Below are 12,607 nucleotides of genomic sequence, written 5' to 3'. Positions count from 1 at the left end.
TAGGAAATCCCTCTCATGTTAGTTGATGAGAAGGATTTTAATCTTAATTTTAGATTTTGTCTATTGCCTAAGGTGTTTTTCAACACTATGAAAAAGACTCCGGAAGCTGCCGGAGTCTTTTTGTTATAGGAATTTAAAATGCGTCTAGTTTTACATCTTCTGCTACTGTCATATCGGCTTCGGTACAATTTAAAATATCATCTACTGTGTACCCATTAGCCACTTCTACAAGACGAAGGCCATTTTCTGCTACATCCATTACCGCTCGATCCGTAATGATGCGCTGCACCACACCTTTTCCTGTTAATGGAAGCTGACATTCTTTTAGAATTTTTGACTCACCATGTTTATTGACGTGATCCATGATGACAATGGTTTTACGAGCGCCGTGAATAAGATCCATCGCGCCGCCCATGCCTTTGACCATCTTGCCCGGGATCATCCAGTTTGCTAAATCTCCGTTTTGCGAAACTTCCATTCCGCCAAGAATAGCCACATCGATATGACCGCCTCGAATCATTCCAAAGGATTCCGCACTATCAAAATACACAGACCCAGGAATCGCCGTTACTGTTTCTTTTCCGGCATTGATTAAATCTGCATCAATATTTTCTTCAGTCGGATATGGACCAATACCGAGCAAGCCATTTTCTGACTGAAGCACGACTTGCTTATTGTCCGAAATAAAGTTTGCTACCAGCGTCGGAATACCAATGCCGAGATTGACATAATTTCCGCTCTCAATTTCTTTTTCTGCCCGTCTTGCAATTTTCTCTCTCGAATTCATTTTGGCCCCTCCTTTACTGACGAGTTGTTCTTTTTTCAATTCTTTTTTCTTGCTCCCCTTGAATCAGCGCTTGAACATAGATGCCAGGAGAATGAATGAAGTCCGGATCTAAGTCACCAATTTCCACAATTTCTTCCACTTCAGCAATGGTCACTTTACCAGCAGCTGCCATCATGGAGTTAAAATTGCGCGCCGTTTTGTTATAAAGAAGATTGCCCATTTTATCCGCTTTGTAGGCTCTGATTAAACTGAAATCCGCCGTTAATGATTCTTCAAGCAAATACTCTTTGCCGTTGTATTCACGAACCTCTTTGCCTTCTGCAATCGGCGTTCCTACCCCTGCAGGAGTGAAAAAGGCTGGGATCCCCGCGCCGCCAGCACGGATTTTCTCGGCAAGTGTACCTTGAGGTGTTAATTCCACTTCAATTTCACCAGCCAGCATTTGCCGTTCGAATTCTTTATTTTCCCCTACATATGATCCGATGATCTTTTTGATCTGTTTATTGCGAAGCAGTAAACCTAATCCCCAGTCATCAACTCCGCAGTTATTTGAAATAACTGTCAGATCTTTCACGCCTGATTCAGCTAGAGCTACAATCAGATTCTCAGGGATTCCGCATAAACCGAATCCTCCCACCATTAATGTGGATCCATCTTTAATTTGGGAAACCGCTTCTTTAAAATCTGTATAGATGGTTTTCATAAGACTCCGCCTCCTTTATTACACTGGATTTACGCCATGCTTGCGATCAGTGAAGTTTAAATATTTCGACATGTATACGTCTAATCGAGATGATAACTCATTTCTCAAGTTATTCGGCTCAACTACATCATCAATGATTAATTCAGATGCTAAGCGGTAAATATCAATATCTTGACGATACTCTTCGCGTTTTTCATTAATAAATGCTTGTCTTTCCTCTTCTGGGAGCTGAGCAATTTTATTCGCATACACAGCATTTACTGCTGCTTCAGGCCCCATTACTGCAATCTGAGCGGTTGGAAGAGCAATGCAGCAATCTGGCTCAAACGCAGGACCCGCCATCGCATAAAGACCGGCACCATAAGCTTTTCGTACAATAACTGTCATTTTTGGCACAGTGGCTTCACTCATCGCAAAGATCATTTTTGCTCCGTGACGAATAATTCCAGCCTTCTCAACATTCGTTCCAATCATAAATCCAGGTACATCGGCAAGGAATAATAACGGAATGTGGAAAGCGTCGCATAGCGAGATAAATTTAGCTGCTTTGTCCGCTGTATCATGGAAAAGCACGCCGCCTTTGACTCGTGGCTGATTGGCTATAATACCGATCGGCTGTCCATTGATTCTTCCTAAACCAGTAATTAATTCGGAAGCAAATAATTTTTTGATTTCACAAAATGAGTCTTCATCGATCAAGCGGTCAATCAGCTGATACATATCAAATGGAGCATTTTGGTTTTTAGGGATTAATTCTTCAATCGTCTTTTCGAACGCTGCCGGCTCTTTCGGTTCTGCTGGCGCTGGCTTTTCTGTATAGTTGCTAGGGAAGTACGTTAAATATTTCTTCGCATATTCAATCGCTTCTTCTTCTGACTTCGCTAACACATCTCCACAGCCTGATACTGAACAGTGCATTTTAGCTCCGCCCATTTGCTCAAGCGTTACCTTTTCACCGATAACCATTTCCGCCATACGTGGAGAGCCTAGATACATGGAAGCATTTCCCTCCACCATGACCACAATGTCACAGAATGCCGGGATATATGCTCCACCAGCAGCAGAAGGACCAAACAGCAAGCAGATTTGCGGCAATTTTCCAGACATTTTCACTTGGTTATAGAAAATTTTTCCTGCCCCGCGGCGACCTGGGAACATTTCTAACTGATCGGTAATTCTAGCACCTGCAGAATCCACTAGATAAAGCATTGGACAGCGCAGCTTCTCAGCTGTTTCTTGAATGCGAATAATTTTTTCAACGGTCCGTTTTCCCCAAGAGCCAGCCTTTACCGTAGAATCATTTGCCATGACACAAACCGTGCGGCCATGAATTTTTCCAATGCCCGTTACCACACCATCAGCCGGAAGGTCTCCAGCCATGACATTGGCAAACATGCCGTCTTCCGCTAAAATATCATCGTCAAACAACATGCGTAGACGATCACGTACAAACATTTTTCCTTGCTCTTTATTTTTTTCATGATATTTTTCTTGTCCGCCCTTTAAGACACTGTCTTTCTTTTCTTGATAGTCTGATTTCATTTTCGTTTCTGTCATTTCATTCTCCTCACTTTCCTTGGTAGACTGGTGGTCTTTTTTCTCCAAATGCACGAAGGCCTTCCATACGGTCTTCTGTAGGAATCAGCGCACTGTAGGCAAGTTCTTCAATTTTTAATCCTGTGGCAAGATCGGTTTGCATTCCTTTATTAATGGCAGTTTTCGCTTGAATGAGTGCCAGCGGTGCATTCTTGACCATTTGCTTAGCTAAGTTAAGCGCCCATTCCATCAATTCCGCCCCTTGCACCGCATACTCCACTAAACCGATATCCTCGGCTTGTTCTCCAGTGAGACGCTGCGCAGTAAAAATCAATTCTTTCGCTTTTCCTAGACCAATTAATCGAGGAAGACGCTGCGTTCCGCCTGCTCCTGGAATAATCGCAAGTGACGTTTCTGTTAAGCCTAGCTTCGCCTCCTTAGAAGCGATTCGGATATCACAGGCTAAAGCCAGTTCCAGCCCTCCCCCGAATGCTGCTCCATTAATAGCTGCAATCACCGGCTGCGGCAAAGCCTCTACTTCATTGATGGTCGAACCAATCAGTGAGACAATCCGCTTAACTTCCGCATCTTCCATCCCTTTGCGCTCTTTTAAATCAGCTCCTGCACAAAAGGCCTTCTCCCCTTCACCAGTAATAATGACTGCCCGGATTGAGGTGTCGAACTTTATTTCATTCAGCGCTTCATGCAGATCATATAGCATTTGCCGAGACAGTGCGTTTGCAGCATTAGAGCGGTTTAGCTTAATAACCGCAATCCCGTCTTCCGGTTTTTGAATGATTACTGTTTCAGCCATCCTTGTCACTCCTCTCATGTTCTGCGGCTTATATCCATCTGCCGGCTATTGAGCGGTTTCCCTAAAATTGATTCCATAAATGCACCAGCCTCAACTAGCTGATCGAGATTTACACCCGTTTCAATTCCCATCCCTGAAAGCATGTAAATTAAATCTTCAGTTGCCACATTTCCTGATGCACCTTTAGCATACGGGCAGCCCCCTAGTCCTCCTAGAGCACTGTCAAAAGTTGTGATGCCCATTTCTAAAGATTTAAGAATATTAGCTAAAGCCGTGCCGCGCGTGTCGTGAAAATGCATAGCCAGCTTTTCTGCCGCAAAAGCAGGTAGCAATTCTTCCAAGAGCTTCTCCACTTGTGTCGGCACGCCTACGCCTATGGTATCTCCAAGCGATAATTCATCAATGCCCATTGTGAAGAGCCTATCAGCCACTCTCTTCACTTGTTCAGGGCTAACCTCTCCTTCATATGGACAGGCAATAACGGTAGATAAATAGCCTCGCACTGTTTTTCCAGCTGATTTTGCCTCTTTCACAACCTCTTCAAGCACCGGATAAGTGTCTTCAATTGTTTTATTAATATTATTTTTATTATGAGCTTCACTCGCAGACATAAAAACGCTGACTTCATCTACGCCCGCCGAGAGCGCTCCCTCTAGTCCTTTCATGTTAGGCACTAGAGCTGCATATGTAATTCCTGGCTTTCTCTCTATCGAAGCAAGGACCGCAGCAGCATCTGCAAGCTGCGGAATCCACTTAGGATGAACAAAAGATGAGACTTCAATATATGAGAGGCCGCTTTCAGATAGCTGATTGATCCAGGCTGTCTTATTTTCCGTACTTATTTGCTGATTCTCATTTTGAAGGCCGTCCCGTGGGCCAACCTCTTTGATTTTCACCGTCTTTGGAAGTTTCAAAAGAATCCGCCTCCTATTCTACTTCTACTAATGCATCGGCTTCGTTAACGAAATCTCCTTCTTGGATATATACTTTTTTCACTGTGCCGCTTTCTTCTGCAGCAATCGGAATTTCCATTTTCATAGACTCCAGAATGACTACATCTTGCCCTGCTGACACCTCTTCCCCTTCAGAAACTAATACTTTCCACACGTTACCTGCCATGCTCGCTTCAATCTTTGCCATTTTACATTCCTCCTATTTAGTCGCTGTCATTTGAGGTAAATAATATTCCTCAACAAACTTCGTCGTTGTATAACCTTTTAAAAACTGCTCATGTCCCACTGTTTGGATAAGCATTGGGATATTGGTTTTAATACCTGTAATCTTGTAATCTTCCAATGCTGATTTTATCCGCGCGCACGCTTCTTCTCTCGTTTGACCCCAAGCAATTAACTTCCCAATCATTGGATCATAGAACGGAGTAACTTGAGATCCCGCTTCGATTGAACATTCATTGCGAATGCCTTCCCCTTCTGGCAATTTGAATTCTGTGATCTTGCCTGGCGACGGGAAGAATGTTTTCGGGTCTTCTGCATAAATCCGAACTTCTATCGCATGTCCGTTACGCTTCACGTCTTCACGCGTAATAGAAAGCTTCTCGCCATAGGCCACCTTTAATTGTTCCTCAACGAGATCCAATCCAGTAATTTCTTCTGTTACGGGATGCTCTACTTGCAGTCTTGTATTCATTTCCAAGAAATAAAAGTTCTGCTCGCGATCCACTAGGAATTCAATCGTGCCTGCATTGCTGTATCCTATGTGCTTCGCTGCTTTGACAGCTGCATCTAGCATTTTCTGTCTTGTTTCTTCACTAATAAATGGAGACGGGGCTTCTTCGACAACTTTTTGATTACGGCGCTGAATCGAACACTCCCTCTCCCATAAAGGAATGACATTTCCATGTGTATCTGCTAGAATTTGCACTTCAATGTGATGCGGTTCTTGAATAAATTTCTCTAAGAACATCGCTCCATCGCCAAAGAATGATTCTGCTCTCTTTTTATTGCCGGCAAACGCTTTTTCCAATTCTTCTTCAGAATGGATCAGCTGCATGCCAATTCCCCCGCCGCCAGCAGAAGCTTTAAGCATTAACGGATAGCCTATCGTCTTTGCCGCTTCTTTTGCTTCATTTTCATCCGCAAGAGGTGTATCTACGCCTTCAACAATAGGAACACCCGCTTCTTTCATTGTTTTTCTCGCTTCAATCTTGCTTCCCATAGAAGCAATGATGTCAGGGGATGGACCGATAAATACAAGACCTTCTTCTATGCACTTTCTCGCAAAGCCGGCGTTTTCAGATAACAATCCATATCCAGGGTGAACCGCTTCTGCCCCGCTCTCCTTAGCTACACGAATAATTTCATCTGCATTCAAATAACTTTGGTTAACTGGCGGCTTGCCGATACAGTAAGATTCATCCGCTTGCCGGACAAAGAGAGATCCTTCGTCGGCTTCTGAATATACTGCTACTGACTTAATCCCAAGCTTTTGACAAGTTCTTATCACGCGAAGAGCAATCTCTCCCCGGTTAGCAATAATAATTTTTGAAAACAACATGATCGCCTCTTTTCATATAGTCTGGGAATTGCTGCAATTAGGTTATTAGGTTTTAGGTGTGTGAAATGAAAATCTCACACACCTGAGCCTGCAATCAGTCTATTGACTGAGTAAATTCATTGACTGTTCACGCAGTTTGAATTTTTGGATTTTTCCAGATGCAGTCATTGGATATTCCTTTGTAAAAATGATGTGTCTCGGAATTTTATGACGGGAAATTTTCCCTTTGAAAAATTCTTTGATTTCATCCACTTCTGCTGTTTCACCCTCTTTTAAAATAACCCAGGCCATTAATTCTTCCCCATATTTTTCATCTGGGACACCTATTACTTGAGCATCTAAGATTTTCGGGTGAGTATATAGAAATTCTTCAATTTCGCGTGGATACACATTTTCTCCGCCGCGGATAATCATATCTTTTAAACGGCCAGTTATACGCACATATCCGTTTTCATCCATCACAGCCAAATCTCCTGTATGAAGCCAGCCTTCTGCATCAATTGCTTCATTCGTCGCTTCGGGGTTATTATAATACCCTTTCATGACATGGTAGCCGCGAGTGCATAGCTCTCCTTGCTCATTCGGCGGAAGCGGCTCAGTTGAACCTGGTTCAACAATCTTCACTTCAACATTCGGAAGCGCCCGTCCGACCGTTTCCACACGAAGTTCGATCGGATCATTCGTGCGGGACTGCGTAATTACCGGAGAAGATTCTGTTTGGCCATAACAAATCGTAATTTCTTTCATATACATTTTATCCATTACAGATTTCATGACCTCAACCGGACAGTTCGCTCCAGCCATAACACCCGTCCGAAGAGTCGATGTATCGTATTTCTCAAAGTTCGGATGATTTAACTCTGCTATGAACATAGTCGGAACACCATGAAGCGCTGTACACTTCTCTTTTTCTACCGTTTTTAACACCTCTTCAGGGTCAAACTCTTGTACAGGCACCATCGTAGCTCCAACAGATACACATGCCAATGTGCCAATGACGCATCCAAAACAGTGGAAGAATGGAACAGGTATGCATAATCGATCTTCTTTAGTCAGTTCCATGCAATACGCGATATTGTAGGCGTTGTTCACTAAGTTGCTGTGAGTAAGCATGACCCCTTTAGGAAAGCCTGTCGTTCCAGAAGTATATTGCATATTTATCACATCTTCTGGCTCTAGAGAATTCATTCTTTCATCAAGTTCGCTTTCTGTCACTTGATCTGCCATCTCTAAAATATCGGACCAATTGTAAGCGCCGTTATATTGTTTATCACTGATGACGACGACATTTTTTAAAAGCGGCAAGCGTTTGGAGTTCAATTGCCCAGGTTCGCTCGTATGCAATTCCGGACACAGTTCATACATCGTATCAATATATGAATTGCCGCGGTAATCTTCAATCAGGATAATGCTTGTGCTCTCCGACTGTTTTAATAAGTATTCAAGCTCGGCAGACCGATAATTAGTATTTACCGTTACTAAAACGGAGCCCATTTTTCCAGTTGCAAATTGAAGTGTGACCCATTCAGGAACATTCGTTGCCCAAACCGCCAAATTTTCCCCTTTTTTGATTCCAAGAGCCATCAGTCCGCGAGCTACCTTGCTGCACAGCTGATCAAACTCTTTATACGTATATCTTAAATTTCGGTCAGAATAGACTAGCGCCTCATGATTCGGAATTTCTTCTGCTCTTTTCGCCAACAATTTCCCCACTGTTTGGTGAATCATTTCACTCATTCTTTTTCCCCCTTATTATTTAGCAGCCCAAGTGGCGCGCGATCACTAAACGCTGAATTTCAGACGTGCCTTCCCCAATTTCCAATAACTTAGCATCGCGTAAATATCTCTCCACATCATACTCACGCATATAACCATATCCGCCATGAATTTGAATCGCTTGATTCGCTGCTCGGAAACTTGTTTCAGATGCAAACAACTTGGCCATTGCTGCCTCTTTCCCGAATGGTTTGCCTTGATCTTTCAGCCATGCTGCTTTGTGAACCAATGTACGCGCCAATTCAACTTCTGTCGCCATATCAGCCAACTTAAACTGAATCGCTTGGAATTTAGAAATAGATTTACCAAATTGTTGTCTTTCTTTTGCATATTGAAGAGCTTTTTCTAAAGATGCCTGTGCAATTCCGACAGCTAGAGCAGCAATAGAAATACGTCCGCCGTCTAGTGTAAACAAGAATTGGCTGAAACCTTTTTTCGAATCCCCAAGAAGGTTTTCTTTCGGTACACGCACATTATCTAAAACAATCTCACAAGTATTAGATCCGCGTACGCCCATTTTGTCGTAATTACAAGAAATCGTTACACCTGGCGTGTCGGAAGGAACGATGATGGCAGATACTATGTTCTTTCCATCTTCTCTTTTTCCTGTAACCGCTGTCACGATGATTTGACGGGCATAACCTGCATTTGTAATCCAGCACTTTTCACCATTAATTACATATTCGTCACCATCCAATACAGCTTTTGTGCGGGTTCCGCCAGCATCCGACCCTGCATTAGGCTCTGTTAAGCCGAAGGATCCCAATGTTTCTCCTTTCGCCATTGGTACGAGCCATTCCTGCTTTTGTTCTTCTGTTCCGAAATAATAAATTGGGCTAGCTCCCAAACTGATGGCTGCCGCATAACTCAAACCAGTTCCACCGCAAGCTTTTCCGATTTCTTCTACTGCAATTGCATAAGAGATCGTATCGCCGCCAACTCCGCCATACTCTTCTGGAAACGGAATTCCCATAAGTCCTAATTCAGCCATTTTCTTAAACGTTTCATGACGAAACTCTGAAGTTTCATCCAGCTCTTGAGCATAAGGCTTAATTTCTTTTTCTGCAAAGTCTCTTACCATTTCTTTTAACATTTGCTGTTCCTTAGTTAATTCAAAATTCATCCTCAATTTCCCCTTTATTCGTTTTTTGTACCGACCAGTTGGTTTGGACAGACCAGTCGGTTTGTTTACCCCTTTATAATAGCCAGCTTTAATTTACCGGCTGACTTCTCAAAAAATATTTAGGAATATCCTGATCCATTAATCCTTTTTCAGTTATTAATGAATGCAAGATTAAATCGTTAAAAATTTCTGCGATTTTTTCAATTGACAGTTCCCCATCACGTTTGTACCATTTGTAAATCCAATTAACCATACCTATAATCGCCATTGTTGTAATTTCTGGGGGCACTTCACGGCGAAAATCTCCAGAAGATTGGCCTTCTTCAATCACCCGTTGCAAGAGCTTACGGTATTCATCGCGCTTATCATTGATTTTCTGATGAAAATCTCCCTTTAAATATGTGCTTTCTTGATAAAACACGGTGATATGCGGTTTATATAAATCAAATACCTTAGTGAATGAATTGATGATGGCGCAAAGTCTCGAAACTGGGGTAGTGTAATTATTATATGATTCCTTTGCTTTATCTAGAACATATGAGATAAATACATCATGTATATGATACAGCAATTCATCTTTTGACTTGAAATTGTGGTAAAATCCCCCCTTGGACGTTCCGCACTCTTCTACTATTTGATCAACAGTCACACCATGATAGCCATTCTTTTCAAACATTAAGAGTGAGGTTTCTACAATTCTTTCTTTTAATGGTTTTTTTTTCATATCTATCATCCTTTGAAAGTATTGTAACACAATCGACATATTTTTGACAATTAATTTATCTGAAAATATAATCTTTTTGAAAGGCCGGGAAAATATTGCCCGGCCTCTTTTTTAACTGGATTTTAATTGAATAGCTAATGCTAAACTCAGCTGAAAGAGAGGTCTTCCCCTCGAATCGTCATTAATTCTGTATAATTATATTCATTTTCCGCAAGCACCCTGACCGCATGAGCACGCATCGCCTTTTCAATAATATTTCTTACATATCTTCCATTCGAAAAGGGAGCCGAAGTTTTATTCGTCTTATGAGTAAAATGTTCCCGGAGCTTGATCTTTGCTTCAGAACTAAATTGGTATTCCTTTTCTTTCGCCATAATTTCTGCAATTTCCATTAGCTGCTCAGGCCGGTAATCAGGAAAGTCAAAGATAAATGGAAACCTGGATTCCAGCCCCGGATTTAATGTGAAGAAGTGATTCATTTCCCGGGGATAGCCAGCTAATATTAATATGAAGTCATTCTGTTTATCTTCCATATGCTTCACCAGCGTATCTATGGCCTCTTTGCCAAAGTCTTTTTCTCCTCCTCGGCCTAATGAGTAGGCTTCATCAATAAAAAGTATGCCTCCCATCGCCTTTTTGATTAAATCTCTCGTCTTCTGAGCGGTATGGCCAATGTATTCCCCTACTAAATCAGCTCGTTCCGCTTCAATTAAATGTCCCTTCGACAGCACCTTCATCTCATGAAACAGCTTGCCGATCATTCTGGCAGCTGTCGTCTTTCCAGTGCCGGGATTGCCTTTAAACATCATATGCAAGACTTGTTTTCCTGATTTCAACCCGCTTGCTTCTCGTTTTCTGTTGATAAAAATCCATGCGTATATTTCCCTGATCATCTTTTTCATTTCTTCAAGGCCGATCAGACCTTCTAATTCCCGCTCTATACTTTTCAATACAATATGTTCTGCAGAGTTAGGCCATGAATGCGGACGGTTTTCACGGGTTTTTGGTTGTTTCTGCTCGTTTTTTGTATGCAGCACGACATTGATTTGACCATTATCTTTTAATCGTATCGGCTGTTTCACTTCTCTCACCCACCGATCTTTGACGTAAGTTGTCTGTCTATGTCAACTTTTGCGATTTCCCAAGAAATACTCCCTCTCTCTTACCATTCTATTCTTCGCATTCACAACTCATACATAAAAAAATGACAGCAACGCAGCTGTCATTTGTCCATTTTCATTTTATAATCTCTCAAGGAAGCACCCACAATATTTTTTAACAGCCACAGCGCGATTAAGTTCGGAATGATCATTAATCCATTAAAGAAATCAGCGAGCTCCCATACAAAAGCTACTTGGTGAACGGCTGAACCCATAATAATAAAACCTAGTACAACGAGCCTGTAGAATTGAACGCCTTTTCCATTCCATAAATATTTCACATTTAACTCTCCAAAATAGGCCCAGCCTATGATCGTAGTAAAGGCAAAAAACAGCAAACAAACGGCTATAAACACTTGTCCGTACGTTCCAAAACCGGAAATAAAGCTTTGCTGGGTTAATTCAATCCCTGTTTCGCCCGATGTATAGGAGCCTGTGACTAAAATAACTAGAGCAGTAACCGTACAAATAATAATCGTATCAATTAAAACGCCAATGACGGCTACCAGTCCTTGTTCTGCTGGGTGGCGGACTTGTGCTGTCGCGTGAGCATGTGGCGTTGAACCCATTCCAGCTTCATTAGAAAACAGCCCCCTGGCTACTCCATAGCGAATCGCTTCTTTAATGGTGGCGCCTAAAACACCGCCTCCTGCGGCTTCTAATTTAAATGCGGACGCAAAAATCAATTGAAGTACAGGTATGATCTCCGCTCTAAACTGAAAAAGCAATAAACAGCTTCCGATTATATAAAACAAGGCCATTAGCGGAACTGTTTTTTCTGCAAATGAGGCAATGCGGTTGATTCCCCCGAACAAAACAAGTCCTGCTAACACGGCGATGACGATCCCGATGACGACAGAAGGAATGGGAGTGACCGATTTAAAAGCGGCAGCGATAGAATTCGATTGCACCATATTACCAACTAAACCAAGTGCTATAATAATGAAAATAGCAAAGAGTGCCGCCAGCTTCTTATTTCCCAATCCACGATCTATATAATAAGCAGGTCCTCCTAAATATTCTCCGTTTTTCTTCACGCGGTAAGTTTGGGCTAAAACAGCCTCGGCAAAGATCGTTGCCATTCCCAAAAATGAGCTTACCCACATCCAAAAAATGGCGCCGGGTCCGCCTGCTGCAATCGCTGTGGCTACTCCAGCCAAATTTCCAGTTCCCACTTGTCCTGCGATAGAAGTGGCTAACGCCTGGAAAGAGGATATACCTTCTTGGCTGTTTTCTTTCTTGCGGAACATGATTCGAAAAGCTTTCGGAATGTCCCTAATTTGAACAAATCTTAAATAAAATGTATAAAAAACGCCGATCCCAAGCAATGCGAAGATAAGAAACCATCCCCATAATAGCTCATTCGCAGCCGAGACTGTATTTGAAAATAATTGCAAAATCATCTGCTCCTGTCTGTTTCAGCTTATTTAGTCAATAGTAGCTATTTTAATAAAAGATTGACCTTGGGGA

General features: G+C 42.2%; 12 protein-coding genes. All 12 read right to left on the bottom strand.

Annotated features, from left to right (window positions below):
- Positions 1–133: 133 nt before the first annotated feature.
- Positions 134–787, bottom strand: coding sequence for a 3-oxoacid CoA-transferase subunit B (locus JOC78_RS15055; protein ID WP_204557368.1), 654 nt, complete (start codon positions 785–787; stop codon positions 134–136).
- A gap of 13 nt (positions 788–800) precedes the next feature.
- Positions 801–1,490, bottom strand: a complete 690-nt coding sequence (locus JOC78_RS15050) for a CoA transferase subunit A (protein ID WP_204557367.1) — start codon at positions 1,488–1,490, stop codon at positions 801–803.
- 18 nt (positions 1,491–1,508) lie between these two features.
- Positions 1,509–3,047 carry an acyl-CoA carboxylase subunit beta gene (locus JOC78_RS15045; RefSeq protein ID WP_420829950.1) on the bottom strand — a complete coding sequence of 513 codons (1,539 nt, stop codon included), beginning with the start codon at positions 3,045–3,047 and terminating at the stop codon, positions 1,509–1,511.
- A 10-nt stretch (positions 3,048–3,057) separates the two neighbouring features.
- Positions 3,058–3,840, bottom strand: coding sequence for an enoyl-CoA hydratase (locus tag JOC78_RS15040; protein WP_204557365.1), 783 nt, complete (start codon positions 3,838–3,840; stop codon positions 3,058–3,060).
- A 14-nt stretch (positions 3,841–3,854) separates the two neighbouring features.
- The gene (locus JOC78_RS15035) at positions 3,855–4,754 is read right to left on the bottom strand and encodes a hydroxymethylglutaryl-CoA lyase (protein WP_204557358.1); all 900 of its coding nucleotides are present in this window, start codon (positions 4,752–4,754) and stop codon (positions 3,855–3,857) included.
- Between the two features lie 13 nt (positions 4,755–4,767).
- A complete protein-coding gene (locus JOC78_RS15030; RefSeq protein WP_204557357.1) occupies positions 4,768–4,980 on the bottom strand; it encodes an acetyl-CoA carboxylase biotin carboxyl carrier protein subunit in 213 nt (70 codons plus the stop codon).
- Positions 4,981–4,992: 12 nt separating this feature from the next.
- The gene (locus JOC78_RS15025; protein WP_204557380.1) at positions 4,993–6,351 is read right to left on the bottom strand and encodes an acetyl-CoA carboxylase biotin carboxylase subunit; all 1,359 of its coding nucleotides are present in this window, start codon (positions 6,349–6,351) and stop codon (positions 4,993–4,995) included.
- 102 nt (positions 6,352–6,453) lie between these two features.
- On the bottom strand, positions 6,454–8,091 hold the full coding sequence (locus JOC78_RS15020) for an AMP-binding protein (protein WP_338023218.1): 1,638 nt from the start codon (positions 8,089–8,091) through the stop codon (positions 6,454–6,456).
- A 19-nt stretch (positions 8,092–8,110) separates the two neighbouring features.
- Positions 8,111–9,253 carry an acyl-CoA dehydrogenase gene (locus JOC78_RS15015; RefSeq protein WP_204557355.1) on the bottom strand — a complete coding sequence of 381 codons (1,143 nt, stop codon included), beginning with the start codon at positions 9,251–9,253 and terminating at the stop codon, positions 8,111–8,113.
- 88 nt (positions 9,254–9,341) lie between these two features.
- Positions 9,342–9,977, bottom strand: a complete 636-nt coding sequence (locus JOC78_RS15010; RefSeq protein WP_204557352.1) for a TetR/AcrR family transcriptional regulator — start codon at positions 9,975–9,977, stop codon at positions 9,342–9,344.
- A gap of 146 nt (positions 9,978–10,123) precedes the next feature.
- A complete protein-coding gene (spoVK, locus tag JOC78_RS15005) occupies positions 10,124–11,059 on the bottom strand; it encodes a stage V sporulation protein K (protein ID WP_204557350.1) in 936 nt (311 codons plus the stop codon).
- Positions 11,060–11,199: 140 nt separating this feature from the next.
- Positions 11,200–12,534, bottom strand: coding sequence for an alanine/glycine:cation symporter family protein (locus tag JOC78_RS15000; protein ID WP_239587201.1), 1,335 nt, complete (start codon positions 12,532–12,534; stop codon positions 11,200–11,202).
- Between the last annotated feature and the right edge of the window lie 73 nt (positions 12,535–12,607).

This window comes from Bacillus ectoiniformans, assembly GCF_016908875.1.
GTDB classification, from domain to species: domain Bacteria; phylum Bacillota; class Bacilli; order Bacillales; family Domibacillaceae; genus Bacillus_BX; species Bacillus_BX ectoiniformans.
Note: the sequence above shows the minus strand (reverse complement) of the source record. Positions and strands in the feature narration are given on the sequence as shown.

Coding starts and splice junctions, on each gene's coding strand:
- JOC78_RS15055 (WP_204557368.1), bottom strand. CDS start 787: ATGAATTCGAGAGAGAAAATTGCAAGACGGGCAGAAAAAGAAATTGAG.
- JOC78_RS15050 (WP_204557367.1), bottom strand. CDS start 1,490: ATGAAAACCATCTATACAGATTTTAAAGAAGCGGTTTCCCAAATTAAA.
- JOC78_RS15045 (WP_420829950.1), bottom strand. CDS start 3,047: ATGACAGAAACGAAAATGAAATCAGACTATCAAGAAAAGAAAGACAGT.
- JOC78_RS15040 (WP_204557365.1), bottom strand. CDS start 3,840: ATGGCTGAAACAGTAATCATTCAAAAACCGGAAGACGGGATTGCGGTT.
- JOC78_RS15030 (WP_204557357.1), bottom strand. CDS start 4,980: ATGGCAAAGATTGAAGCGAGCATGGCAGGTAACGTGTGGAAAGTATTA.
- JOC78_RS15020 (WP_338023218.1), bottom strand. CDS start 8,091: ATGAGTGAAATGATTCACCAAACAGTGGGGAAATTGTTGGCGAAAAGA.
- JOC78_RS15015 (WP_204557355.1), bottom strand. CDS start 9,253: ATGAATTTTGAATTAACTAAGGAACAGCAAATGTTAAAAGAAATGGTA.
- JOC78_RS15010 (WP_204557352.1), bottom strand. CDS start 9,977: ATGAAAAAAAAACCATTAAAAGAAAGAATTGTAGAAACCTCACTCTTA.